The organism is Prevotella conceptionensis 9403948 (genome assembly GCF_000312305.1).
Taxonomy (GTDB): domain Bacteria; phylum Bacteroidota; class Bacteroidia; order Bacteroidales; family Bacteroidaceae; genus Prevotella; species Prevotella conceptionensis.
The window spans coordinates 95,379-121,398 of the sequence record NZ_HE999447.1; the positions used below are offsets into that span (position 1 = coordinate 95,379).

The window sequence follows — 26,020 nt, forward strand, 5'->3', positions numbered from 1 at the left end:
ACGCAAGCTAACACACATTGACGTATGGTTAAAAGAACTTTTCTTTGCGTCGCACTCGTTGCGAACATTGCGCTGTGGGCTACTGCAAAGGTGCAAAGCACCGCACAACCCAACTTGTTAAGCCAACAAACCGACACGACGACAAACATGAACAAAAAGAGCAACAAGTCGGTTTTTGGCAAGGAACACAACATCAAGGAGGTTGTTGTAACAGGCGTGCACCAACAAGCCAGCATCAACAGCGTAAGCGACAGGATAGGCGAAAACCTTATCGATCGCTCTATGGGCAAATCGCTTGCTTCCATTCTCGAACATGTTAGTGGAGTAAGCTCCATTCAGACAGGGACAACGGTGGCCAAACCCGTTATCAACGGCATGTATGGCAACCGAATACTCATCGTTAACAATGGGGCGCGGCAGACTGGACAGCAATGGGGAGCCGACCATGCACCCGAAATTGACCAAAACAGCAGCGGTTCTATCGAGGTTATCAAAGGGGCAGAGTCTGTAAGGTATGGCTCTGAGGCTTTGGGCGGAATAATCGTGATGAACCAAAAGGCACTACCTTATGGGCTAAGTGGCGTTTCAGGCCACTTACGAACGCTCTATGGCAGCAATGGCAAGCGCTATTCTGTTGTGACACAAGCAGAAGGGACGATGCCTTTCAACAATAGTTTGGCTTGGCGACTGCAAGGGACCTACGCCAATTCGGGCGACCAAAGCGCAGCCAAATACTTGCTTAACAACACGGGCTATCGCGAACACGACTTCTCCGCATCATTGGGCTATAAGTACAACAACCTTAAATTGGAAGGCTATTACAGCATGTACAACTTAAAGTTAGGTGTTATGCTAAGCGCACAAATGGGTAGCGAAGACTTGTTAAAGCAGCGTATAGAACTGGGGCAACCCGTGGAAGTATCGCCATACACCAGGCATATCGACTACCCTTTCCAGCATGTCGTTCACCATACGGCCATTGGTAAGGCCTTTTTCGATGCAGGCAAGTACGGCAACTTTCAATGGCAGACTGCCTTTCAGTACGATGACCGCAAAGAAAACCGCATCCGAAGGATGAACCTTTCGGATATTCCCGCCGTTAGCCTGTTCCTTACTTCATTTCAAAACCAACTGAAATGGAATTTGGCCTACAACAGATGGAACACCGAGGCCGGCGCATCTTACTTGCACATTCGTAACCGCAACCAAGCGGGAACGGGCGTTGTGCCCCTTATCCCGAACTACACCGAGTATGACTTAGGCATTTATGCCATACAGAAGTATCGCCACGAGAATTGGACGGCAGAGGCAGGCATACGCTTTGACAACCAAGAAACGCGTGCGTCGGGCTACGACTATACGGGTAAGCTCTATGGCGGGCACCACATTTTCAGTAACTTCTCGTACAATCTTGGTATGAGCTATCGTTTGAACGAGCAGTTGAAACTAACTTCTAACTTAGGTTTGGCGTGGCGTGCACCACACGTGCACGAGCTTTACAGCAACGGAAACGAGCTGGGTTCGGGCATGTTCGTCATGGGCGACTCAACCATGCACTCGGAACAGAGCACAAAATGGGTCACTTCGCTATCCTACCGCTCAGCCTTTGCAGAGGTTAGGGTAGATGCCTACCTGCAATGGATAAACGGATACATCTACGACGAACCAGAAAGAGGCAAGTATGTCACGGTGATTTCAGGTTCATATCCGCTTTTCCAATACAAGCAAACCGATGCCTTCCTCCGAGGGGTAGACTTCGATGTGCGGCTAAAACCCATGCAACACTTGGAATACCACCTGCTTTCAGGCCTTATCTGGGCCAACGAAAAGCGGACAGGCAACTATCTGCCCTATATCCCATCGGCGCGTTTCGACCACGACTTGACCTGGGAAGACATTCGCGTGGGTAAGGGCAACGCATGGTTACAATTAAAGCACAGGCTGGTTTTAAAGCAGACGCGCTTTAACCCCGCAAGCGACCTCATCGACTTTACGCCTCCCACATACAACCTCTTCGGGTTTGAGGCAGGCATAGAATGGCCGCTTAGCGATCGGAATAAATTGCGTGTGCTGTTGGCTGCCGACAACCTCTTTAACAAAGAATATAAGGAATACACCAACCGCTCGCGTTATTACGCCCACGATATGGGGCGCGACATGCGGCTCTCCATCGGCTGGTTCTTCTAAAAAAACAACAAACATTGACAATTAAACAACAAAACTAATAAGGTTATGAAAAAGAATTTTTTCAAATCAATGCTGGCACTATCTTGTGCTGCATTATTCGCACTAGCATTCACCGCTTGTGACAACAAAGTGGACACACCGGTTGACGAAACGAAAAACAAGTTACACGAAGACCCCGTGAAGGTAACTGTGCAGCTGGTTCAAGGCCACATGCACGCCAATTGGCTTTACGTTGACACGGAGGGAGGATTCCACCAAGACTCTGAATCGAAAGCAAAATACTTGAAACGCATCCAAGAAATAACCTACGAGGTAAAGCCCGGCAAAGGTTGGACGCTAGCAGAAGGCAGTGCCGACAAGTTCTATGTGGTGAAAGCCCACGATTATAGTACAGAAAAAGGGTTCGAAAATCCCGCCCCTGTCTATCTCTTGTTCATCAAATACTATAACGCCAAAGGCGAATACATAAACGGACAATTTGTGAAAAATGGTCAGGATGCCATTCACCAGCACTTCTTTACGGTTGAAAACGTGAAAGAACTGATGAGCGGAAGGGACGTATCCAGTAAGCCCAACACCCCAGATTACATCGCTTACAAATACACAGACACCACACCCTGGGACAAAACGGTGAAATACGACGGTGCCAAACTGACTGGCACCACCAATCCCATCGGGCTTAAAGGGGTGATGAAATTTTTGAAAGACGATGTAACGATGGACCTCCGCATTAGGCTATATCATGGATTTCAAGGAAAGAAGGACCCTCGCACGGGTAAATTCAGTCCCTATTATCGATTCTCGCCCATGCAGTTGCAACAGGGAACCTGGGACATAAACTTCACCGTTCCTGTGGTGGTGTATGCAGACAGGGAAGATTACATCGGAGAAGATACCTTTAAGGAGGACATGGACATTGACAATTTTCCAGAAAATGGTTTTAAAGAAGATGTAAGCAACAAACTGATTCACCGCATTATGAAGGCCCTTAACCTTTCATGGACAGAGGCTCTTCGCGATTATCACAAGTCCATCTTCACAACAGCACCACACGACTTAGGCAAAGGTATTTGGTTGTAAGGCTTTTACAAGGGGCCATACAGAACTGCCCATTATAACGAACAACGTGCGTTTCGATACAAGCGAAACGCACGTTGTTCGTTTATTGTTCTCCGCTACATCAGAACTTGCAATAAAGAGAAACGTATTCTATATCTTTTTCTGCGTCTGCCTCAACGTCAGCATGTCCTTAGGTACGCTCGCTTGTATCTCTTCAACAAGCAGGCTGCGCAGTGTTTTGCGAATAAAGTTCTTGCCGGTTATCATCACAATCTCGCGTGTTGGCACAGGGATGGCAAAGGGGCGCACAAGGCGTTTGTGGGTTTCGTCTAGCTGGTGCACGGCCAATTCGGGTATGAAGGTGATGCCCTTGCCGCTTTCAACAATACGCATGAACGTTTCGATGCTGCCTAAGGTATAGGCTTTCTTGGCAGCCGAAGCTGCTTTAAGGTGGCAAAACTTCACCAATTGGTCGCGAAAGCAATGCCCTTCATCAAGCAACCACAGATATTCGCCCGTTAGGTCGGCTGTTTTTATGCTCTCTTTGCTGAACAACGGGTCGCCATCGGCCACGTATGCAAAGAACTGTTCGTAGAACAACGGCAGGCTATCAAACTCGTCCAATCCCTCTAATTGTGCCAATATGCCCGCATCTACATCGCCCCGAACCAAGGCCCGTTTCAAGTCTTCGGTCTTCATCTCCACGATGCGCACATCCATATCGGGATATTTGTTCATTAGTTGAGGGAAGAAACGTGGTATAAGATAGGGGGCGATGGTGGGTAAGATGCCGATGGTGAAAGTTCCGAGCAAGGAATGTTTCTCCTCTTCCACCGTCTCTTTGAGCTTTCGCGCACGCAGCAACACTTTCCATGCCTGTTCCACAACCAATCGTCCAGTGGAAGTTGGGGCGATGGGCTGACTCTTTCTGTCGAATATTTTCAGTCCTAACTCGTCTTCTAACTTCTGCACCATCGAGCTTAATGTTGGCTGCGTAACGCCACAATATTCGGCAGCCTTGGCAAAATGGCGGAACCTAAACACCGCCATCACATATTCTAGTTGTTGTAAAGTCATTCTATCTATATTGTTTTGCGTGATACAAAGTTACAACATTAAAGCAACAACACCAAAGTTTCTTGATAATTAAGATTTGCAGATGGGCAATGGCGTAAACAAGTAAGTGCCAACCGTATTACATCTGGCAGTAGACAGAATGCAAACGCGAGCCTAGGCTAGGGCCTAAGCTCGCGTAACTAATAATTTACCTGGCAATTGGGAACATAAAAATAATTTGTTGCACCAACAACACTTGGTAAAAAGTATGTAGGAAGAATGTAGGCTATCCTATTGCCCTTTTACTTGCCTTCTGTTTTTGGGGCAACCTTCTTGGCAGTGGCACGCTTTGCCTTTGGTTTCACCTCTCCCTTATCCAGCATGGCGCGGAGCTTATCGTCTTCGGCCTCAATCTTGGCAATTTTGGTTTGCAAACGAACAATCTCCTTTTCTTTCATTTCTATTTCATCGCCTTGGTTCTTAATGGTTGTGAGTAAGCCATTCAGTTCTTCGTTGCCGATGTCTTCGGGATAAAGGCTGTTTACCCTGTTGATGAAGTCGCCAAGGATATTCATATAATTGGTGAAAGCGTCGAACGGACTGCTGTAAATGCCGCGGTCGATAGCCACTCCCGTATTCTTGGTGGTCATAAAGCGGAAGTTGTTAGAGGCTTGCAGATAGTCCCAATCTTGGTTGATGCGCGAGTCGTTGGCAATTCTCACCCTATCGGCCACGCTATATAGCTTGTTGAAAGCCTCGCGTTGCATGGGATTACCCAGCCAACTGCTCACATCGCGTTCTTCGTCAATCCACGACAGGGCATACGGAACGTCTAAAGCGGCCACGCTTTTCATCTTTGCACATATCTCGGAGGGTGTTGAGAAGTTTATTCCTGCCTGTTTGGCACAAACGGGTATGGCTTTCAGGAACTCTAAGATGTTGCTTGATAAGGGCTGCGCAATACCCAAAGCCGAAAGCTCCATAAAGATGTTGATAACTTGCTCCTCTTCGGGCAAAGCTGCTATCTTGCCAACATACCTGTCTGCGAAGAGTGGATACTCGTCCCACTCGCTGTTGTTAAAGCGCAACGACACGTCATCGCTTAAACGGATGTCGCGCAAAAGCAGTTTCAGATTGGGTGCCATGTTGCAATGGTAGAGGTAATGGGGCGACTTCCAACCCAATACGTGCTTAGCTCCCTCGGTTAACATGCCCTTAAAGCCCATGTGCGAAGCCTTCAACCCAATGTCGTCGTTATAGATGAGCGAAGAGTTTCTCAACACCTTGGGTACTTGTCCGAAATATTCCTTTATCTTTTGGCATTGTTTCTTCACTTCGGCCTCAAAACTGTCTTCGTTGATGAGTGATGCCAAACCATGCGAATAAGGCTCGGCCAAGAATTCGACACAGCCCGTATCGTTTAGTTCTTGCAGCTTGTCCAACACTTGCGGTGCGTGCATCTCCAATTGTTCGATGCCCACGCCCGAAAGTGAAAAGGCCACCTTGAAGTACTGGTCGTTGGCCTTAATCATGTCGAGTAGTGCATTTAGCGCAGGCATATAAGAGCGTTCGGCAATGTCGGTTATGGTTCGTTCGTTCTCGAAGTCGTCGTAATAGTAGTGGTCGGTACCGATATCGAAAAACCTGTACCGCTTGAGATGGATAATTTGGTGTATCTCAAAATATAAACATATCGTTTTCATCGTTTTATTGTTTTAAAGGCTGCATTAGTTCTTGTTAATTGTTCTCTCGTAAAGCGTGCGTATCCAAAGACCAACTTTCTCCCAAGTAATTTGGTCTACCTCGTTTTTTCCCTCTTCTTGGAGGTAATGGAACAGGCTATCGTTGTGGCAAATGGAGTAAATGGCGTCGGCCATGGCGTGTATGTCCCAATAGTCTACCTTGATGCAATTGGTCAATATCTCTGCGCAACCGCTTTGTTTGGAAATGATTGAAGGCGTACCGCATTGCATGGCCTCGAGAGGCGAAATGCCAAAAGGTTCGCTTACAGACGGCATTACATATACATCAGAGGCTTTGAGGCACTCGTAAACCTGCTTGCCGCGCATAAATCCAGGGAAGTGGAACCGGTCGGCAATGCCGCGGTTGGCAGCCAGATAAATCATTTGGTCCATCATGTCGCCCGAGCCAGCCATACAGAAACGCACGTTTCGGGTGCGGTGCAACACCATAGTGGCCGCCTCAACAAAGTATTCGGGTCCCTTTTGCATGGTGATGCGTCCAAGGAAGGTTACAACCTTTTCCTTATTATCGTGATTAGGGCGTGGAATGTCTTGCAGTTCTTGCGCCAAGGGATATACGGCGTTGTGCACGGTAAAACACTTACGCGGGTCTTGATGGTACTGGTTGATAACCGTTTGGCGAGTAAGTTCAGACACGCACATTATGCAGTCGGCGTTGTCCATACCATCTTTCTCGATTGAATAAACCGTTGGGTTTACCTTTCCGCGCGAACGATCGAAGTCGGTAGCATGTACATGGATGCAAAGCGGCTTGCCCGACACCTGCTTGGCATGAATTCCCGCGGGATAAGTGAGCCAGTCGTGTGCGTGAATGATATCGAACGACTGCTGCCTAGCCACTACGCCTGCAACGATTGAGTAGTTGTTAATCTCTTCGTGCAGGTTGTCGGGGTAGCGTCCGGAAAACTCCACGCAACCCAGGTCGTTCAAGTTCATGTAGTTGAAGTCGGCATATATGTGGTCTCTCAATTCATAATAGTATTCGGGAGACATTACGTTGCCTAACCTTTCTTTAAGATAGTCATAGTTTACGTCGCGCCATGCCACGGGAACGCAGTTCATGGCCACGATGTTGGCGGCGTTCTTGTCTTCGTCGCCCCAAGGTTTGGGCAGGCAGAAAGTTATTTCCATGTCGCCTTGGGCATGCAACCCTTCGGTGATGCCAAAGCTTGCCGTACCAAGACCGCCTAAGATGTGAGGAGGATACTCCCAACCAAACATTAGTACTTTCATTATTCAGTTCCTCCGTTGTTATTGATATGAGTATTTTTCAAGTAGTTCTAAAGTTCTCAGTATTTCGCCTACGTTCATGGCGAACGATATTGCGCCACGACCATGGAAAGGAGGGTTGCCATCGAATAGTTCGGGAATGGTTCCGAGACAATGGTAGAACATCTCATCTTCGTAGCCAACCATCTGCCTTTCGATAAAGCTTAGGCGCGTACGCTTATAGAGTTTGAGGCACGCTTCCATGTAAAATCCGCCCAACCAAGGCCATGCGGTTCCCTGATGGTAGGCATAATCGCGTTGCAGCTGCGACCCTACGTACATGGGATTGTATCCTCCACTCTTGGGCGACAAGGTTCTAAGTCCCTTGGGGGTGAGCAACTCCCGCGTGCAGACATCAAGAACGCTCTTCTTTTGGTTCAACTCTAATGGCGAATAGTCTAACGCAACGGCGAAAATCATGTTCGGACGCACGCTCCAGTCTACCATATTGCCGTCAACATAGTCGTAAAGGTAGCCGTATTCGTTCAAGAACGTGTCCACAAAGGCTTTCTTACACCGTTCGGCCATCTCTTCCAAGTTCTCTGTTTCGTGGGGTTCGCCCATGTCGGTGGCGATGGTTGCAGCGAATTTCAGTGCATTATACCACAGGGCATTGAACTCTACGATGTATCCGGAGCGAGGAACTGCGGGCTTGCCATTGATGGTTGAGTTCATCCAAGTTACGGCTTTGTCTTTTCCGTTGGTCCTAATAAGTCCGTTGTCGTCGAGTGTAAGGTTTGGATGCTTGTTACTCCTTATATATATAATGATGTCTTTAACCAGCTGTCCATACTTTTCAATGCACCGTTCCTTGCCAGTTTCTCGTCCATATTGCTGTATGGCCCAAATCGCCCACAACAAAACGTCGGGCTGTTCTATCTCTGCAATCTTGACAGTTAGGGGCTTGTCGTCCATAAACTCGCGCAATCCTCTTTCCGCCGTGCGCATAACCGCCTCGAAATAACTTTCTTCTTCAATGGCTAATGTTAAACCAGGCAAAGCGACGAAGGTGTCGCGTGCCCTGCACTTGAACCAAGGATATCCGGCTAGGATGTACTCGTCACCATCTCCCTCACTGATATGGAACTGGTGAGCAGCATTTATCAAACAGTGGAGAAAGTTGTCGCGAGGGCTTCTCTCATTCACCTCATCTTCAAACAATTGACAGAGGCCTTTTGTTGTAAACTCTTTGATGGAGGCAGAGAACACGATGCTTTCGCCCTTTTTGATGTTCATCTCGAAGTAACCAGGCACATAAAGATCCTCGTTGGCATCGTAACCGCGTTCTTGTTCCTTTGGATATTCTAAGCCACGATACCAATTTGGTTCGAACACAAACGTATTCTTCTTACTGAACTGCATGAACAAATCAGGATAACCTGCATACATGCAAGTCTTTATGCCGTTCTCCACTTCGTGGTACTCGCGTGACGCCACGGTGTTTTCGTGCGTGTACTCCCGCACGCTCCTAAATGCGAGGAAGGGTTTGAAACGCAGAGTGGTGGCCGAGTGCGCATCTTCTAAGGTGTATCGAATAAGTATCCGGTCCTCGAAGTGCTGGAAAACCATTTCCTTTCTCAGCAGCACTCCCCCAACCCTATACAAGGTTGTGGGCACCTTATCGCAGTTGAACTCGCGGATGTATTTGTGTCCGTTAGGACTGTACGTGTTTCCGCGGTACTTATGCACCCCAAGATTGAACACTGCGCCGTGTTGAACCACAGAGACATCAAGTGCAGAGAGCAGCACATGATTGTCGTCGTCGATTTCAGAAATTGGCAGAACGAGTAGGCCATGATACTTCCTCGTATTGCAATCTAGTATAGACGAACAAGCATACGCTCCCGACCGATTAGTCCGCAGCAACTCTTTAGGTAACGTTTCCTCAAGATTGGTCATGAGGGATTTTTCAAATCGTATATAACCCATATAGCTATACTTTAAGGTTTAATTGTTAGTCATCAAGTTCAGAAGATTGGTTAGGATGTCAACTCTTCATCCGCCAAAAGTACAAAAATATCGGCTTTAACACAAATAAAAGCTGATGAAATTGCAAAAATAACCTTTTTTCTACTTCATTCAGATAAAAAAGAGAACAACAAACCCGCTCCTTAGAAGAAAAATGTGTAATTTTGTATGCAATTCTGTTAATCACTACAAGACTGAGTAAAGCCAGGAAAATTATGACAGCTAAAATTCTAGTATCAAGGGAGGAAGTGATTGGTATCATTTCCGAACACTGGGCTCCCCTTTCGAAAGCCCAACAAGAACTGTTGGCCGACAATGTGCGGATTGTTACATTTACAAAGAACGACATCATATATAGAGGAGGTGAATCTCCACACGAAGTGATGTGCCTTGTGTCGGGTAAGGTTAAGGTATATAAGGATGGCGTTAATGGTAGAAGTCAAATTATCCGCGCTATTAAGGCTGTGGAATTTTTCGGTTATCGGGCTTTCTTCGCAGGCGAAGAATATAAAACTTCGGCTATGGCCATCGACACGTGCGTCGTTGCTTTCATACCTATCAAATTGGTGGTGAAGTTCATTCACGAAAACACGGCCGTCTCGTCTTTCTTCATTCGGCATTTGGCAAGATTGCTAGGCTCGTCTGATGAGCGAACGATAAATCTTACACAAAAGCACATACGAGGGCGACTAGCCGAGACGCTGTTGTTCTTAAAAGACAGCTATGGAGTGGAAGAAGACGGCTACACACTAAACATATATCTCAGCAGAGAAGATATCGCGAGCATGTCAAACATGACAACAAGCAATGCCATACGCACATTGTCCTCGTTTGCTGCCGAAAACATGGTTGCAATAGACGGCCGCAAGATACGCATCATGCAAGACGAAGAGTTGCGCAAAGTTAGCAAACTGGGTTAATCGGGTATCAAAAAGTTTATCACTTCTTGCTCTACCAAAATCTTAAACTCGCCAACGGGCGTGTTCATCGGCCTTCCATCAATGCCAACCAAGGCGTGATTGGCATCCATGAATTCAACCATGCGTGTGCGATAAGGGTGCACGCTACGATGATTTAAGAATTTACCACGCAAAAACAAGTAAATACCTTCAAACAATTTCATCATCTTAGGATGATACACTACCGACACATCCAATAATCCGTTGTAGGGAACTGCATTGGGCGTTTGACCGTACCCCAAAGCGTTTCCAACGCAGATGGTCATTATCTTGCGGTTCAGCACTTCTTCATTAATTTTCAAACGCATCTTATATTCTAGCCTTTGGAAGGCCAGTAGCACGAAAGAGAAAAGGAAAGACAAGGTACGCGACCCAAAAAGGCGTCGTGTTTGCATGCGCAAGTTCATGATGGTGGCAATCAGCCCAACGTTTACGCAATTCAGAAAGTATCGCCGGCAGTTCTTCCCCTCCTTATTAATATAGCGAATGAGGCCCAAATCTATCTTCCTTACGCGTCTTTTCTTCAACCATTTCACGATAGAGTCCACATCGCCGTCCTTCATTCCCCAGAAATGAGCAAAGTCGTTCATCAGTCCGTTGGGTATAACGCCCAACGCTATGCCGTCTCTCGTTTCTTTATCAACGCGCATCAGGCAATTAACAGCATCGTTAAGGGCGGAGTCGCCCCCAACAACAACTATGGTTTGATAACCATTTTCGATAAACATGGTTATCAATCGCTCAACGCTATTGGCGTTTTCGCTCTGCACATAGTCAAAGTCGATGCCGTTGTCCATCAGGCTACGTTCCACCCTGCTCCAACGAACTCCCCTGCTGTACATCCCTTTCTTGGGACAGTACAATATTGCCCATTTCTTGTTTGCTGCCATACTATTATCTTCTCTTTCCGTAAATAGTTTCGTCTTCTTTTTCCATCCACCTTTCAATTTGCGCTAGCCTGTCGGCCATTGGCATGCTAGCGTTTAACCAGTGGATGTTAAACCCACGCCGTTCCATGCCTCTAAACCACGTCATCTGCCGTTTGGCAAACTGGTGAATGGCTATCTCCAACTTCTTGAACATATCATCGTACGACATTTCTCCAACCACATAGGCCGTAACGTACTTGTATTCCAGCCCATAGTACATCAGGTCTTCTTTCGCAATGCCGTTCTTTTCAAGCAGTCCACGCACCTCTTCTACCATCCCTTCTTCCAATCTGGCTTTCAGTCGAGTAGTTATTCGCTCTCTGCGTACGTCTCTGTCAACGTCTAATCCCACGATGAGCGAACTCACGGCTGGCAGCCTCCGTGTATCAACGGGACGGCGTAAGTTGTGAAATTCAATTTCTATTGCCCTTATGGCACGACTTACCGTATCAACATCCGTTTCGTTGTGCATTACCGAACCGTTCCTTGCCTTCAACCATATCAACAGCTCTTTTAACTCGGTTAACGTTCGTGCGGATAGTTTTTTGCGCAAGTTGTCGTCTTGTGGAACAGGCGACAAGGCGTAACCTTTCAGCACCGCCTCCATATAAAGACCCGTTCCGCCGCACAATATGGGCAGCACTCCCCTATGGGTAAGGTCTTCGTATGCGGCGTTGAAGTCTTCTTGAAACCTAAATAGGTTATACTTCTGCCCTGCATCCTCTATATCTATAAGGTGGTAAGCAATTTGTTTGCCGTCCACATTATATTCAGACAGGTCTTTACCTGTACCAATATCCATGCCCCGATACACCTGTCTACTATCCGCGCTGATAATCTCGCCACCCGTTTTGGCGGCAAGATTAACAGCCAAGGCAGTTTTGCCACAGGCAGTTGGACCCAATATCGTTATCATCTTCACAAAGGCAAAGGTAATAAAAAAAGCCGTCCTAACTTATAGGACGGCTCGTTTTTGTTCAGTTTAACGCTAAAAATAATTAGCCGTTAACCTTTGCCATGTGCTTAATCAGCTCAACAACCTTGTGCGAGTAGCCAATTTCGTTGTCGTACCAAGAAACAACCTTCACGAAGGTATCGGTAAGAGCAATACCTGCTTTGGCGTCGAAGATAGAGGTGCGAGGGTCGCCCAAGAAGTCAGAAGAAACCACAGCATCCTCGGTGTAACCCAGAACACCTTTGAGTTCGCCCTCAGAAGCTTCCTTCATGGCAGCACAAATCTCCTCGTACTTAGCAGGCTTAGCCAAGTTAACGGTAAGGTCAACAACCGAAACGTCGAGTGTAGGAACACGCATAGACATACCCGTGAGCTTGCCGTTCAATTCGGGGATAACCTTACCTACGGCCTTAGCAGCACCAGTAGAAGAAGGAATGATGTTACCCGAAGCGGCACGGCCACCACGCCAGTCTTTCATAGAAGGACCGTCAACAGTCTTTTGTGTAGCAGTGGTTGAGTGAACCGTCGTCATCAAACCATCGGTGATACCCCATTTGTCGTTCAACACCTTAGCGATAGGAGCCAAGCAGTTGGTGGTGCAAGAAGCGTTAGAAACGAATTGCGTACCCTTTACGTAGGTCTTGTCGTTTACACCAGTTACGAACATGGGCGTATCGTCCTTAGAAGGAGCCGACATAACAACATACTTAGCGCCTGCATCAATGTGTCCTTGCGACTTTTCCTTAGAAAGGAACAAGCCGGTAGATTCAACAACATATTCTGCACCAACCTCGCCCCACTTCAAGTCGGCGGGATTGCGCTCAGCGGTTACACGGATAACGTTGCCGTTTACGATGAGTTGCGACTTCTCAACGTCTGCCTCGATAGTGCCATTGAAGATACCGTGCATCGTGTCATACTTCAGCATGTATGCCAAGTAGTCTACAGGGCAAAGGTCGTTGATAGCAACAACTTGCACTTCTTTAGCGTTAGCCTCTTCGAGAGAAGCGCGGAAAACGAAACGACCGATACGGCCAAATCCGTTAATACCAATTTTAATCATCTTTGTTCTTATTTTTAATGGGTTAAAAATATGCGTGTGGGGGCATTTAGCAAGTTGACATTACAAAATGGTTTAACAAATCAAAATGTTAGCCTAAACAATGCTTTTTTTCCTCAATTGCACCGCAAAGTTACGAATTTATTTCTATATTTGCATTGGATTTCACAAATAATTATTATCAACAACAAAAAAACAATGAGTAAATTTTTAAACGAGTTTAAAGACTTTGCCATGCGGGGTAACGTGTTGGATTTGGCAGTCGGCGTTATCATAGGCGGAGCTTTCGGCAAAATCGTCTCTTCTGTCGTAGACGACTTGCTGATGCCCGTTATCGGAATGCTAATCGGAGGGTTGGATTTCAAGGGGTTGTCTATCACCATTGGTGAAGCTAAAATCATGTATGGCAATTTCATCCAGAATGTTATCGACTTCACGATTATAGCTTTCTGCATCTTCTTGCTCATCAAGGGCATCAATTCTCTCTCGCGAAAGAAAGAAGAACCTGCTGCTCCAGAGGCACCAGCAGAGCCCAGCAACGAAGAAAAACTGCTTTCAGAAATTCGCGACTTGCTCAAAAACAAGTAATAATCACAGTTTCAACAAACCCACAAAAGCACCTGTCGAACATTCGTCGGGTGCTTTTTTATTGGTGAAATGCGACAAAAAATCCATAACGACGCTATGCTAAACCTGAGTCCTCACAACATCCCACCTAACTTTAAAGCAGTATTTTCTTCCTTTGGTTTTGCCAATTCGATAATGTGAAGTAATTTTGCAGTATGATTTATCCGAATAATTTTGAGCAGAAAATTGGCTTTAACGAGGTTAGAACCTTATTAAAAGGAAAATGTCTGTCTACACTTGGCACCACCAAGGTAGACGATATGACCATGAGCCACAATGCCGACGAGATACAAACATGGCTTACGCAAACGCGCGAGTTCAGGCTTTTGCAAACCCAAGCCGAAGATTTCCCCCTTCAATACTTCTTCGACCTGCGCCCCACCCTTTCGCGCCTGCGCATCGAAGGGACACATCTCGATGAGCAAGAACTCTTCGACCTGCTACGTTCGCTCGACACCATCCACCAAGTAGTGCGGTTTCTCAACCGTACCACCGAGGGCCAAGTGGCTATCGAGGGTCAAAACGCGCGCTTTCCCTATCCTTCACTCCAACTGCTAACCGTAGATGTGGCCACCTTTCCCGACATTGTGCGCCGCATTACGCAGATTGTAGACAAGTTTGGAAAGATAAAAGACAGTGCATCGCCCGAACTGGCGCGCATCAGGCGCGAGCTGGCGCAAACCGAAGGAAGTGTTTCGCGTATCCTCAACTCTATCCTCCGCAATGCTCAACAAGAGGGATTGGTAGAGAAAGACGTTACGCCTGCCATACGCGAGGGGCGACTTGTGATACCCGTTTTGCCTGGAATGAAACGCAAAATCGGCGGTATCGTCCACGATGAGTCGGCCTCTGGGCGTACGGTATACATCGAACCGACCGAAGTTGTGGAGGCAAACAACAAGATAAGAGAATTAGAGGCAGACGAAAAAAAGGAGATTGTACGCATATTAAAAGAGGTGTCCAACGACATTAGGCCACACATCGCCCCCATGACGGCCTCTTATCAGCTATTGGCGCACATCGACTTTATACGTGCCAAGGCAGAGTTGGCCCGAACCTTCAAGGCCATCGAACCGCAGATAAGCAACAAACCGCTCATCGATTGGGGGCAAGCCGTACATCCGCTATTAAGGCTTTCGTTAGAGAAACAGGGCAAAAGGGTTGTACCTCTTGATGTTACACTCACTCCACAAAAGCACATACTCATCATTTCTGGCCCCAATGCAGGTGGCAAGTCCGTGTGCCTTAAAACCGTAGGTCTGCTCCAATACATGGTTCAATGTGGCTTATCCGTACCCCTGGGCGACACTTCGCGGGTGGGCGTGTTCCAAAACGTGATGATAGACATTGGCGACGAGCAAAGTATCGAAAACGATCTCAGCACCTATTCGTCGCATCTGCTCAACATGAAGATGATGATGAGGCATGCCAACGATAAGACCCTCATCCTCATCGATGAGTTCGGAACGGGCACCGAACCGCTCATCGGTGGTGCCATAGCCGAGTCTGTGCTTACCCAGTTTTGTAACAAGGGTGCGTTTGGCGTCATCACCACCCACTATCAAAACCTAAAACATTTTGCAGATACGCACGATGGCGTGGCCAATGGAGCCATGCTCTATGATAGAAAGGAGATGCAGGCCCTCTTTATGCTGTCTATCGGACAGCCAGGAAGTTCGTTTGCCATCGAGATTGCACGCAAAATAGGTCTGCCCGAAGAGGTAATACAAGATGCATCGCGTATTGTGGGCGAAGACTATATACAGAGCGACAAGTACTTGCAAGACATTGTGCGCGACAAACGCTATTGGGAAAACAAGCGAGCCACCATACACAAACAAGAGAAAGAATTGCAAGTTACCATCGAACGTTATGAAAAAGACATTGAGGAGATTGGCAAAACAAGGAAAGATGTACTGAAACGGGCGAAAGAACAGGCCGAAGAACTGCTCCGCGAAAGCAACAAACGTATAGAAACTACCATCCGTGAGATTAAGGAGGCACAAGCCGAAAAGGAACGCACTAAACGCATTCGCGAAGAACTGAGCGAGTTCCGCACCTCGGTTGAACAAGTTGATGCGGCTGCCAACGACGAGTTTATCGCCAAGAAGATTGAACAGATAAAGCGAAGAAAGGAAAGGCACGAAAAACATATTAAGGAAAAGGCCGAGAAACAGAAGAAAGCTGCCGAACAAATAAGGGAGGCCGTGAATAAGAAACAGTCGCCCACGGGCGAGATTAAGCCTGGCGATGCTGTTAAGATGAAAGGCCTTTCAACCGTTGGGCGTGTAGAATCGCTCGACAATAACGGCATGGCCTTGGTGGTGTTCGGGGGTATGCGTTCTAAAATGGACGTCAAACGACTTGAACTGGCTACCCAAACGGAGAAAGAGCAGGCCCAACAATACACCATGAGTAAAGGAACGCGGCAAACTATCGACGAACGTAAGAGCCACTTTCACCAAGATCTCGACATCAGAGGCGAGCGTGGCGACGAGGCACTTAATGCCGTGATGCACTTCATCGACGATGCCATTCTTGTGGGCATGCCCCGTGTGCGCATCCTCCACGGCAAGGGCAACGGCATTCTTCGCCAACTTATCCGACAGTACCTAGCCACCGTACCCAACGTAACATCATTTAAAGACGAGCATGTGCAGTTCGGCGGTGCAGGCATTACGGTGGTCGACCTATAAGTTGAATGTTCTCATCACACATAAACGTCCAAGGCTAAGTTTACTTGAACATGGCTGTGGCAGTAAACATATCTTTCGAGGAACAAGAAAAGAGTTGGCTGAAATCACACCATAATCATATTATGGCCATTGATAAAAATAAAATGAATGCCTGCATCAAGCAGCAATTGCAAAGGACGCCTTATATATAAGGTGTCCTTTTCTTTCAACCCCCTTTTAAAGTAAACATATAATGCGGTGACTTCCATTTCTACTACAATCAGGAGACGTTCATCCATAGTTCTCGTTTAAATTGAACAATAAATAGGATAAAGCGAAGAAGATTGAAGATTATTGTAAAATAAAGTTGCTTTTATGATGAAGATGTAAAATTAAATCACTAATTTTGCAGCGTAAGTTGTGGCGGATTTCCAGACAAATCACCATGGGGATTGGCGCAGAACTCCTCTACAATATCATGATTCAACATTAATACACCATGGAAAAACTAAAAAAACATTTATGAAAACAACATTTTCTAAAACATCCAAGCTCATTGCATTGACAATGATGCTCCTCGCTTCGTTTACTGTTTTCACCGCTTGCGGCAGTGATGACGACGATGAATCTAACACTGTAAAAATTGATGGTCAAGAAACTAAGGTGGTCAGCATGACTGCCCAAGAAACTGATGAAGATGCAATCATTGTATTGGGAATAGAATCAATAGAGAAGAATGAAAGACCGTTAGAAACGCTTAACTTATCGCTCTCCACCAAGGATTATGGTAAAACTGTTCATTGCGAATCTAGTGGTATTACTAGTTCTCTTTTCGATAATACGGCTAAGTTAGATAGAGGAAGTCAATTTACGGTAAGTAAGAACGAAGATGGCGTTTACAAAATAACGTTCCAGTTAGCGCAAACTTTGGGAAAAAAGACAAGGACCGTAGCAGGAAAGTACGAAGGAAAGCCCAACACAGCCAAATAATTCAAGGAAAGCAGCTTAATATGCAGCGTTAGACAACTATTTGTAACATATCCATAAGTGGTGGTGTTAGCTAGGGCAGTGATTTAAATCCTGCGCAAGCTACATCACCACGAATTAAGGCTGTGTCCCTCCCCACTATAATATTATAGGGCCTGGAACACGGCCTTTTGAACTTATTTTGTAACTTAGTGGGTAAAACATGCCCTTTTGAAAGGTCAATAGACAAACTAATGCGCACTTTTAACTACCACTCACTAAAGCTCCGTAAGTGCAGAACCACAAGCATATATTAATGAAAGTCTGAAACAAAAAGGTTCTTAGATTGGCATAACTAACTGAAACATGAGTATCTTTATGTATTGAAGTCGTCTTGGTTTCTAATGTTTTATAAATTGAGAAAAGTTTGCCGTCTTTGTGATGCCAACACAAGATAAACACTCCTAATCATATACGATGTGCAGGACAAATCAACCATCGGCATGTCAACTCTCAGACTTATCAACTCAAAAAACATCAACTCACAAACTTGTCAACTCAAAAACTCATCAGCACTTCAACTCATCAGCTCATCAACATACAAACTCATATCAACTCACAAACTCACCCAATCACCAACTTATAAATTCATATCAACCCTCAAACCCACAAACTCACCCAACCATCAACTCAATAATTCATCAACTCATCAACTCAATAATTCATCAACTCATCAACTCAATAATTCATCAACTCATCAACTCAAAAACTTAAATACTTATTTTTTATTTTACAAATCCATTCTGATTTTCACTCCGTTCTAGCGAAAATATAGGCTATAAAGTTGGTAAAAAGTCACCCTTTCTAGCCTTTCACACCTTTTCCATTGTCTATTTTTGAGAACAAAAGCTGCATTTTGCACCATTTAGCCTTTCTAGATTGGTCGTTGACTCATAATTTTTCATGCCCAAAGACTCGCCTTTAGACCCTAAAAACCCACTTTTAGGCGACTATTTCACCCTTTTCAGCCACGTGTTTCATGGTTCGAAAGGGTCATATTTATACCATTGTCGTGTATGTTTATGCTTTTTGCCTTGCGTTAAGCACCATTTTGCACTGCATTTAGCACCATTTCACCTTGCGTTTTGCAGCAAAACGCACTGCATTTAGCACCATTTTACCTCGCATTTAGCATCAAAACGCACTGTGTTTTGCGGCATATTGCAGTGCATTTTGCTGCAAATAGCCCAAAAACTGATACAAAGGGCGGTTCATTGGAATAAATATCCAGTTTGTTAGCATTCACATAACAACACTTTTTGCATCAAAACCAACCTTCGCGAGAATCGATTTTTTGCGGCAAGGTGAGCGATTGGTGAGCAGAAAGGGCACTCACAATGTTAAATTTCTTACTAATAACTAGACAAAAAAAGATAATACTGTATACACGCGCATGGGCAACAGCACTGAAAACGCGTATGCTTACTATCAGCCTGCGCAAGCGGTTGCTAGGCATGCTGCACAAGTTGACAAGCTGACGGGTTAACAAGTAGACAAGCTGACGGGTTAACAAGTTGACAAGCTGACAAGCTGACGGGTTAACAAGTAGACAAGTTGACAAGTAGACGAGTGGACGAGTGGACAAGTGGACATGTTGACAAGTAGACGAGTTAACGAACTAATGTTGACTTAAAACTATAACTCGCAATGTGATGAACTTATAACTTTATAAACTCATAAACTTATAAGTCCTTAACCTCACAAACTCATAACCTCACAAAACTCATAACCTCACTCTAAAATATAAAGGAAACTACCATCAAGGCGTACTTCCTCTTCGTGAATGAGGTATTCGAGTGCCACATCTAAACCCTTTTGAGGTAAGTTTAGCTTGTGAAGTTCGGTTATATGGTGCCGTTCGCCATCTTTCAACAAATTTAGTATGGCGTTACGAGCCGTGATTGTTTGCCCATTGCTAGGTTCGGACGAGGCATGTTCCAAGCAAACATCGCATTGTTGGCAATCTTTGTGTCGCTCTTCGCCAAAATATATAAGGAGTTGGCGACTTCGACAAACATCCCCATTTGTGGCGTAAGCCTGCATAGCATTGATGCGAGCAACATATTGCGCCTTGCGTTCTTCGTATATCTCCTTGCTTAACACAACCCGTTCGCCGTCTACCCTATCACGCAGATAGGTTATAAACGGTGTTTTGCGTTGCGGAATAAAGTTGATGATGTTGCGCTGGGCTAGATTTTTTAGTATCACATACACCTGATGTGTGGTCAGTTCGGCCTCTTGTGCCAATAAACTTTCATCTATATATACGTAATTGCTGAACAATCCGCCGTAGTTTCTTAGCAAAGCAGTAATCACGGCCTCTTCAAACGCACTCCCCTCATCTAGGCGATACAAGTCGTTACGCCCGAGCTTAAACATCACTCTTGCCCTTGCTTCTGGGTCCATTTCGTAATGTATGTAGCCTGCCCGCTCCAAAATCTGCAATGCCGAATGCGTTTGCACAGGGAAATGCTTAAACGTTCGGCAAAACTTGTCTATCTCGAATACGAACGAATAGCCTGCACCGCTGGCCACACCTATTTGGTAATAGTAGGCTAAATCCTCGTACACCTCTTTTATATACTCTTTTTCGGGAAAGGTTTCAGCCACGCGCTTGTTCAGTTTCCTGCGGTCGCTATTGTTCCATAGCAACACGGCATAAGCCTTTTTGCCGTCGCGCCCTGCCCTACCCGCCTCTTGAAAGTAGGCTTCAATAGAGTCGGGGCAATCCATGTGCACCACCAAGCGCACGTCGGGCTTGTCTATGCCCATGCCAAAGGCATTAGTGGCCACCATCACTCGCACCTCGTTCTGCTGCCAGCTGTTTTGTCGTTGGTTCTTTACAGCAGGTTCTAGGCCTGCATGATAGAAGGTTGCAGAGATGTTTGCCGAGGAAATGTGGGAGGCAATGTCGCTGGCGTGCTTGCGACTGCGCACATAAACGATGGCCGAACCAGCCACGGCGTTGAGAATATGTATGAGTTCGGTGTGTTTGTCCATAGCATCGCGAACGATGTAGGCCAGGTTTGAACGTTCGAAACTCATTCGGAACACGTTCTTTTGCTTAAAATCCAATCGCTCTTGAATGTCGTCAACCACCTTGGGAGTGGCAGTGGCTGTTAAGGCAAGCACCGCAACATCGGGTTTAAGCTTTCTAACCTCGGCAATGGCTAAGTAAGAAGGGCGGAAATCGTAACCCCATTGGCTGATACAATGTGCTTCGTCTACGGTGACGAAACTGACTTCCATGTGCTTGAATTTGGTTTTGAAGATGTCCGAAAACAATCGTTCGGGCGACACGTAGAGGAGTTTTACGCCACCAAAAACGCAATTTTCGAGCGTTGTGATTATCTCGCGACGGCTCATACCCGAATAGATGGCGGCCGCCTGTATGCCTTTCTGCCGCAGATGGTCAACTTGGTCTTTCATCAAGGCTATCAAAGGGGTTATCACCACGCATACGCCAGGTATTACCAGAGCAGGCACTTGGAAGGTGATAGACTTTCCACCGCCCGTGGGCATCAGTCCAAGCGTATCTTTTCCTTGGGCGATACTCTCGATGATGTCTCGCTGAATGCCACGAAAATCGGGGTAGCCCCAATACTCGCGCAACGTTCGTTTAAACGCATCGTGGGCGGTTTGCGTGCCGTTAGTTTCTTCCATAGGCGCAGTTAAAGGGCATTGTGTTCGTCGTTCTCGTCGCTTTCGGTAAGCCTAATGTCTTCTATTTGCAGTTGTACGTTGTTGTGTCTAAACACGTTGTCTTCAATGGTATAGGCTATGTCAAAGCTGCGTTTCGACTTGATATAGCGTGCCGAGGCACTCTGGCCAAAGGCAATGCCGTTTACCACATTGCTCGATTTAGAGTCGATAAGTTCGAGCTTGATGTGTTCTTGCTCGCGCCCCACCACCTTACTGGTGCCATAATCGTAAACATTGTTGGTGCAAAAGCGCGGTTTAAGGTTGCCCGGACCGAAGGGCGAGAACTTTTTTAAGTCGTGGTGCATCTTCTTGGTGATGTCCTTAAAGTCTATTATCTCATCAATGTGCAGTATGGCCTCGGTCTGTTCGGGCAGTATATGGCAGTCTACATACTGGTGAAAGCGTTCTACAAAACGCGGAACATCGTCCCATCTCATGGTTAGTCCTGCGGCATAGGTGTGTCCGCCGAAGTTAATGAGCAAGTCGCGGCAACTCTTAATGGCCGAATAAATGTCGAACCCCATGACGCTGCGAGCCGAACCTGTGGCAAAATCGCCATCGCGGGTAATGACAACAGTGGGTCGGAAGTAAATTTCTGTGAGTCGTGAGGCAACGATTCCAATCACGCCTTTTTTCCAATTCTCATCGTATAGTACAATGCTCGACTGCTTTTTCTGACTTTCTAGGCGGGCAACAATTTGGTTTGCCTCCTCGGTCATCTGCTTGTCGATGTCTTTGCGTTGCTCGTTGTATTCGTTAATGTGCTTAGCGCTTTGCAAAGCCACGTTGTAATCTTTCTCTACCAGCAGCGACACACTTTCTTTTCCACTCTCCATGCGCCCCGATGCGTTGATGCGCGGCCCTATTTTGAATACGATGTCGCTCATGGAAATCTCTTTACCCGAAAGTCCGCATATATCTATGATGGCTTTTAAGCCCAAACTTGGGTTTTGGTTGAGTTGTTTCAGCCCATGAAAAGCCAAAATACGATTTTCTTCTTCCACCTGCACCAAGTCGGCAGCTATGCTAACGGCGCATAAGTCGAGCATGGGAATGAGTCGCGAGAAAGGAATGCCATTGTTTTTGGCAAAGGCTTGCATGAACTTAAAGCCCACCCCGCAGCCCGAAAGGTGCTTAAAGGGATAATGGTCATCGGGGCGTTTGGGGTTGAGAATGGCCACTGCTGGCGGCATCTCTTCGTCGGGAACGTGGTGGTCGCATATAATGAAGTCGATGCCCAGCGATTTGGCGTAAGCTATTTCGTCGATGGCCTTAATTCCGCAGTCGAGGATGATAACAAGCTTTACGCCCGATTGGCGAGCATAATCTATGCCTTTGCGACTAACGCCGTAGCCTTCTTCGTAGCGGTCGGGTATGTAATACTCGATGTTTGAGTAGAATTGTTGAAGGAATTTATACACGAGGGCAACCGATGTGCATCCGTCGACATCGTAGTCGCCATACACCATGATGCGCTCTTTACGTCCCATGGCATCGTTAAGCCTGTCTACGGCCACGTCCATGTCTTTCATCAGAAAGGGGTTGATGATGTCGTTGAGCTGCGGACGGAAGAAACGCTTGGCCGCACTTTCTGTTGTTATGCCCCTACGTATGAGCAATTGAGCTAGAATTGTGCTCATATTGAGTTTCTCGCCCAATTCCTTTGCCGCAGATTGCATTTGTGGCGAAAGCGGTTCGTATATCCATTTAAAGTGCATTATCGTGTTGGTTTATTGATTCTTATCCTTAATGGCGGTTCAATAAACGAACCGCATAATATGCTGTAAAGTTACAAAATATCTATGACATTTGCAGTGGGCTGGCTGAAAACCTTTGGTTCTTTTGCCCTGCAATGCCATGCGCGTTATCATTTGGAAGTTCTAAATCCTTCCATGTTTTCGTACCGTCGTGTCATCATCCGCACGTAAACGTTCCTTATCCATAGGCGGTGGGTGGCAATACCGATAAGTCCCACGACACTAAGACATAAGTAACAGACCGCGGGGGGACAGAAAATGGAAAGCGTGCCTACGAATATAACGGGGGTAAGTAGTGCCAAGAGGCAAACGAAGATGTACAGATAGTTACGTTCCATATTTCGGCTGGACATGAGCGAGACGTTAAGTTTTTGAGTCCGCTTGTTGTAAACGGCCGACTGGAAGAAAACAAAGAACTGGAATCCGGCTGCAAAAAGACCGAATCCCAACAACATAAGCAAACTGGCCTTACCTACGAACACCATTGGCAGCATAAGCATAAAGGGCACTATAAGCAAGCCACAATACACATAATACTTGGCTCGCAAAAGCGAATAAATGCTGTTGGGATGTACCATAAGCATGTCGATATAGTTTCCTTCCATGCTTAACAGTCGCGACAAGACTGAGAGAGCTAGTATGACGAAGTTGTAGGAACACCAAAAACGCACCATTCCATCGCCATTGTAGGCTTGCGTGAAAGCGATGACAACACTTAAAAGTGCTATCAGAAAAAAGCTGTAAATGAACGTTTTGCGCGGAAACTTGTTGCGCGAAATCAATTTCCACTCCAAATGAGCGTATTCGCCAATCGCACCGTGCTGCCTGAGAAAGGCCAATCGGTCTTTCCCATCGACCTTGGTTGCAGCTTTCTCGCTGGTCAACTCGCGCCAAATGGCACGGAATTGCACTTCTCTGTTCAGCCAAACCACAGCTATAAGTAGAGCTAGAACAATGAGTAACGGCCACATTTCGCCTTGCGACAAGGCTATACCTAGGCGTGAATAAATGAAAAGTGACGATGCAAACGAGCCGTTTCCACCCAAAATCATGGGTATTGCCAAAAGGCTATACACGGTTAAAAGCCCCAATATCCATAATAAAGACTGCGAAACGAGGGTTCGGAAAAGCACATACAATTGGCTGTTAAGCAAGATGGCTAATCCAATAAATGCCAAAAGCAAGATGGTTGCAAGCAAGCCATAGCTGAACACCACCGACATCACGCAATAGGGGACAAACAATACATACCACCATGTGTTGCCTAGATTAAAGAGCGAGGCACCTATAAAGCTTTCAATGCAAACCTTTCGGGGTAACGGCAGCAGTGCATAGCACTTGATTATCTGTGCTGGCGTTTGCTGATAGGTGAAACGTATAAAGAGGTCTACCAACAGGATGATAGGCAAAATGCCCACTATTAGGCCAGCCGCGTTGGTGTCGCGCATGTTGTTAACCTTCAAAGAAAGCAGCACTGCAATAAACAACATATACGCGAAACCCATTATATAGCCTATATAAAATAGGTATTTGGCCGAACGATTGTGCTCGTAGTCCAAGGCGCGGCGCATGGATAACGAACGATGTCTGTATAAAGTGCGGTATAATTGCAGGCGATTCATCGGCATAAACGTTACGAAAGCAAAGGTGTTAATGGATTTGGCTTACCTCAAATCCACCACTTCGGCACTGGGAAAGTCTTTTGAATTAAAGCTGAAAAGATGGTCGGAGAGGTTTTTATGCTGGAAATTGCTTATCGTTATGGTGGTCCATTCGCCGCCACGTTTCATCTTTACCTGTTTGGGTTTGTACGTAGCGTCTACCAAAACATAGAGTTCGGGAATGCCTTTGTTGCCTTTTTCGGCCACAAGATGCACTTGATAGTCGCGCCCCACCTTGTTCATAGACAGGTTGTAGCCGCTCTTATACATATTAATAAAGGTGTAAGGGTTCATGGCTGCCTGCTGACTCTGGTTAGGATTACTAACATTTACCTCGTTGGTTGAGGGCAGATAACTCCATTGTGTCTTGCCATTGAACCATACTGTGGCCTTCGATGTGCGCGCATAGAACTTGTTTCCCTTGATGGAAATGGTTCCGCTGATGGCTCCCAACTTGCCATTCGACAGCTTAAAGTTGGCCAAAGCCCCACCTTTATTGCCTACAATGGCGGCCGTTTTGTCCAACACTTTACGGGCATCGTTATCCTTCTGTGCCTTGGCTGCATTGAAAACAAACACCGAAAGGCAAATCAATAATAATACTTTCTTCAACATAGCTGTGTTATTTGTTATATATCCTTATGTGATAATTCTGTTTTGTTGTGCCGATTGGCACGATATGGCAGGGCAACACGCGGACTTATCCTGCCCCACGCAGCTTAGCCAACAGGGCGTTAAGCGTGTTTTCGTCGGTGATGAGCACCTCTCTGGGCTTGCTTGCCTTGCGCTATGCCCACGATGCCAGCCGCCTCCAACTGGTCCATCAGTCGCCCTGCGCGGTTGTATCCAATGGAAAAACGCCTTTGAACCATGCTTGTTGAGCCTTGTTGCGAGATAACAATGGCGCGAGCAGCCTCTTCGAAGTAGGGGTCAAGGCTGTTCATGTCGGCCGTTCCGCCACCACCCATGCCACCCTCTTCGGTGTTTGGTTCGGGCAGTTCCATTGGCTCTATTGGGCCAGGTTGGTCTGCAATGAACCTGTTGATGCGCTCAACTTCGGGCGTATCTACAAATGCGCACTGCACACGAACAGGCTCGTTGCCGTTAAGGAAAAGCATATCGCCGCGCCCGATAAGCTGATTGGCACCTGGGCGGTCGAGAATGGTACGCGAATCAATCATTGCGCTCACCTTGAAAGCCATTCGTCCAGGGAAGTTAGCTTTGATGTTACCTGTGATAATACTCGTTGTTGGGCGTTGGGTTGCTATCACCATGTGTATGCCTACGGCACGCGCAAGCTGTGCAATACGTGCTATTGGCAACTCTATTTCTTTGCCGGCAGTCATGATAAGGTCGCCGAACTCGTC

The 26,020-nt window shown here is 46.4% G+C and carries 18 protein-coding genes and 1 pseudogene; 6 read left to right on the plus strand and 13 right to left on the minus strand.

The genetic code is table 11. The features are described from left to right. The first annotated feature begins 24 nt into the window (after nucleotides 1-24). Together BN93_RS08295 and BN93_RS08300 are read left to right on the plus strand one after the other, a co-directional pair. On the plus strand, nucleotides 25-2,187 hold the full coding sequence (locus tag BN93_RS08295) for a TonB-dependent receptor (RefSeq protein ID WP_019187878.1): 2,163 nt from the start codon (nucleotides 25-27) through the stop codon (nucleotides 2,185-2,187). Nucleotides 2,188-2,232: 45 nt separating this feature from the next. Then, entirely contained in the window at nucleotides 2,233-3,267 is a 1,035-nt protein-coding gene (locus BN93_RS08300; RefSeq protein WP_044077614.1) for a hypothetical protein, read from the plus strand. Nucleotides 3,268-3,396: 129 nt separating this feature from the next. On the opposite strand, the gene BN93_RS08305 is transcribed toward BN93_RS08300, so the two are convergent. The 4 genes from BN93_RS08305 to BN93_RS08320 all read right to left on the minus strand — a co-directional run bounded on the left by BN93_RS08305 (nucleotide 3,397) and on the right by BN93_RS08320 (nucleotide 9,263). Then, the gene (locus BN93_RS08305; protein ID WP_009229536.1) at nucleotides 3,397-4,323 is read right to left on the minus strand and encodes a hydrogen peroxide-inducible genes activator; all 927 of its coding nucleotides are present in this window, start codon (nucleotides 4,321-4,323) and stop codon (nucleotides 3,397-3,399) included. A 281-nt stretch (nucleotides 4,324-4,604) separates the two neighbouring features. Further along, on the minus strand, nucleotides 4,605-6,005 hold the full coding sequence (locus BN93_RS08310; protein ID WP_019187879.1) for a glycoside hydrolase family 57 protein: 1,401 nt from the start codon (nucleotides 6,003-6,005) through the stop codon (nucleotides 4,605-4,607). A gap of 24 nt (nucleotides 6,006-6,029) precedes the next feature. Next, the gene (locus BN93_RS08315; protein WP_044260215.1) at nucleotides 6,030-7,298 is read right to left on the minus strand and encodes a glycosyltransferase family 4 protein; all 1,269 of its coding nucleotides are present in this window, start codon (nucleotides 7,296-7,298) and stop codon (nucleotides 6,030-6,032) included. A gap of 18 nt (nucleotides 7,299-7,316) precedes the next feature. Beyond that, complete coding sequence (locus BN93_RS08320; protein WP_084768735.1) at nucleotides 7,317-9,263, minus strand: glycogen debranching enzyme N-terminal domain-containing protein; 1,947 nt, start codon at nucleotides 9,261-9,263, stop codon at nucleotides 7,317-7,319. A 254-nt stretch (nucleotides 9,264-9,517) separates the two neighbouring features. On the opposite strand from BN93_RS08320, the gene BN93_RS08325 reads away from it, so the two are divergent. Then, nucleotides 9,518-10,222, plus strand: coding sequence for a Crp/Fnr family transcriptional regulator (locus BN93_RS08325; protein WP_009229532.1), 705 nt, complete (start codon nucleotides 9,518-9,520; stop codon nucleotides 10,220-10,222). Here the strand turns inward: BN93_RS08325 and BN93_RS08330 are convergent. The 3 genes from BN93_RS08330 to gap all read right to left on the minus strand — a co-directional run bounded on the left by BN93_RS08330 (nucleotide 10,219) and on the right by gap (nucleotide 13,208). Continuing rightward, on the minus strand, nucleotides 10,219-11,151 hold the full coding sequence (locus BN93_RS08330; RefSeq protein WP_019187883.1) for a diacylglycerol/lipid kinase family protein: 933 nt from the start codon (nucleotides 11,149-11,151) through the stop codon (nucleotides 10,219-10,221). The genes BN93_RS08325 and BN93_RS08330 overlap by 4 nt on opposite strands. A gap of 4 nt (nucleotides 11,152-11,155) precedes the next feature. Beyond that, on the minus strand, nucleotides 11,156-12,106 hold the full coding sequence (gene miaA, locus BN93_RS08335; RefSeq protein WP_019187884.1) for a tRNA (adenosine(37)-N6)-dimethylallyltransferase MiaA: 951 nt from the start codon (nucleotides 12,104-12,106) through the stop codon (nucleotides 11,156-11,158). Nucleotides 12,107-12,188: 82 nt separating this feature from the next. Further along, a complete protein-coding gene (gap, locus tag BN93_RS08340; RefSeq protein ID WP_009229529.1) occupies nucleotides 12,189-13,208 on the minus strand; it encodes a type I glyceraldehyde-3-phosphate dehydrogenase in 1,020 nt (339 codons plus the stop codon). Nucleotides 13,209-13,403: 195 nt separating this feature from the next. Here gap and mscL point away from each other — a divergent pair, with 195 nt between their 5' ends. Further along, complete coding sequence (gene mscL / locus BN93_RS08345) at nucleotides 13,404-13,793, plus strand: large conductance mechanosensitive channel protein MscL (protein WP_009229528.1); 390 nt, start codon at nucleotides 13,404-13,406, stop codon at nucleotides 13,791-13,793. A gap of 194 nt (nucleotides 13,794-13,987) precedes the next feature. Continuing rightward, nucleotides 13,988-16,528, plus strand: a complete 2,541-nt coding sequence (locus BN93_RS08350) for an endonuclease MutS2 (RefSeq protein WP_019187886.1) — start codon at nucleotides 13,988-13,990, stop codon at nucleotides 16,526-16,528. Nucleotides 16,529-16,632: 104 nt separating this feature from the next. Here BN93_RS08350 and BN93_RS17560 read toward each other — a convergent pair whose 3' ends face one another. Next, nucleotides 16,633-16,806: a hypothetical protein gene (locus BN93_RS17560; protein ID WP_019187887.1), complete on the minus strand. Its 174-nt coding sequence runs from the start codon at nucleotides 16,804-16,806 to the stop codon at nucleotides 16,633-16,635. 223 nt (nucleotides 16,807-17,029) lie between these two features. On the opposite strand from BN93_RS17560, the gene BN93_RS08355 reads away from it, so the two are divergent. Beyond that, nucleotides 17,030-17,497 (plus strand): hypothetical protein, encoded by a 468-nt coding sequence (locus BN93_RS08355; RefSeq protein WP_009229526.1) that lies wholly within the window; start codon nucleotides 17,030-17,032, stop codon nucleotides 17,495-17,497. Between the two features lie 1,767 nt (nucleotides 17,498-19,264). On the opposite strand, the gene BN93_RS08365 is transcribed toward BN93_RS08355, so the two are convergent. The 5 genes and pseudogenes from BN93_RS08365 to BN93_RS08385 form a co-directional block, all read right to left on the minus strand. Next, complete coding sequence (locus BN93_RS08365) at nucleotides 19,265-21,196, minus strand: RecQ family ATP-dependent DNA helicase (protein ID WP_019187890.1); 1,932 nt, start codon at nucleotides 21,194-21,196, stop codon at nucleotides 19,265-19,267. Nucleotides 21,197-21,204: 8 nt separating this feature from the next. After that, entirely contained in the window at nucleotides 21,205-22,953 is a 1,749-nt protein-coding gene (recJ, locus tag BN93_RS08370) for a single-stranded-DNA-specific exonuclease RecJ (protein WP_044260218.1), read from the minus strand. 149 nt (nucleotides 22,954-23,102) lie between these two features. Next, nucleotides 23,103-24,620 carry a DUF5687 family protein gene (locus BN93_RS08375; RefSeq protein WP_232211146.1) on the minus strand — a complete coding sequence of 506 codons (1,518 nt, stop codon included), beginning with the start codon at nucleotides 24,618-24,620 and terminating at the stop codon, nucleotides 23,103-23,105. A gap of 36 nt (nucleotides 24,621-24,656) precedes the next feature. After that, nucleotides 24,657-25,268, minus strand: coding sequence for a LolA-like putative outer membrane lipoprotein chaperone (locus BN93_RS08380; RefSeq protein ID WP_019187893.1), 612 nt, complete (start codon nucleotides 25,266-25,268; stop codon nucleotides 24,657-24,659). Between the two features lie 85 nt (nucleotides 25,269-25,353). Beyond that, nucleotides 25,354-26,020 (minus strand): annotated as a pseudogene (locus BN93_RS08385) (DNA translocase FtsK); the annotation flags it as partial.

Excerpts from the sequence above, each read along its gene's own strand:
- BN93_RS08295 (WP_019187878.1), top strand. The coding sequence starts at position 25 with ATGGTTAAAAGAACTTTTCTTTGCGTCGCACTCGTTGCGAACATTGCG.
- BN93_RS08305 (WP_009229536.1), bottom strand. The coding sequence starts at position 4,323 with ATGACTTTACAACAACTAGAATATGTGATGGCGGTGTTTAGGTTCCGC.
- BN93_RS17560 (WP_019187887.1), bottom strand. The coding sequence starts at position 16,806 with ATGGATGAACGTCTCCTGATTGTAGTAGAAATGGAAGTCACCGCATTA.
- BN93_RS08325 (WP_009229532.1), top strand. The coding sequence starts at position 9,518 with ATGACAGCTAAAATTCTAGTATCAAGGGAGGAAGTGATTGGTATCATT.
- BN93_RS08330 (WP_019187883.1), bottom strand. The coding sequence starts at position 11,151 with ATGGCAGCAAACAAGAAATGGGCAATATTGTACTGTCCCAAGAAAGGG.
- BN93_RS08320 (WP_084768735.1), bottom strand. The coding sequence starts at position 9,263 with ATGGGTTATATACGATTTGAAAAATCCCTCATGACCAATCTTGAGGAA.
- BN93_RS08355 (WP_009229526.1), top strand. The coding sequence starts at position 17,030 with ATGAAAACAACATTTTCTAAAACATCCAAGCTCATTGCATTGACAATG.
- mscL (WP_009229528.1), top strand. The coding sequence starts at position 13,404 with ATGAGTAAATTTTTAAACGAGTTTAAAGACTTTGCCATGCGGGGTAAC.
- BN93_RS08310 (WP_019187879.1), bottom strand. The coding sequence starts at position 6,005 with ATGAAAACGATATGTTTATATTTTGAGATACACCAAATTATCCATCTC.
- gap (WP_009229529.1), bottom strand. The coding sequence starts at position 13,208 with ATGATTAAAATTGGTATTAACGGATTTGGCCGTATCGGTCGTTTCGTT.
- BN93_RS08375 (WP_232211146.1), bottom strand. The coding sequence starts at position 24,620 with ATGCCGATGAATCGCCTGCAATTATACCGCACTTTATACAGACATCGT.
- BN93_RS08300 (WP_044077614.1), top strand. The coding sequence starts at position 2,233 with ATGAAAAAGAATTTTTTCAAATCAATGCTGGCACTATCTTGTGCTGCA.
- BN93_RS08380 (WP_019187893.1), bottom strand. The coding sequence starts at position 25,268 with ATGTTGAAGAAAGTATTATTATTGATTTGCCTTTCGGTGTTTGTTTTC.
- BN93_RS08350 (WP_019187886.1), top strand. The coding sequence starts at position 13,988 with ATGATTTATCCGAATAATTTTGAGCAGAAAATTGGCTTTAACGAGGTT.
- BN93_RS08315 (WP_044260215.1), bottom strand. The coding sequence starts at position 7,298 with ATGAAAGTACTAATGTTTGGTTGGGAGTATCCTCCTCACATCTTAGGC.
- BN93_RS08365 (WP_019187890.1), bottom strand. The coding sequence starts at position 21,196 with ATGGAAGAAACTAACGGCACGCAAACCGCCCACGATGCGTTTAAACGA.
- recJ (WP_044260218.1), bottom strand. The coding sequence starts at position 22,953 with ATGCACTTTAAATGGATATACGAACCGCTTTCGCCACAAATGCAATCT.
- miaA (WP_019187884.1), bottom strand. The coding sequence starts at position 12,106 with ATGATAACGATATTGGGTCCAACTGCCTGTGGCAAAACTGCCTTGGCT.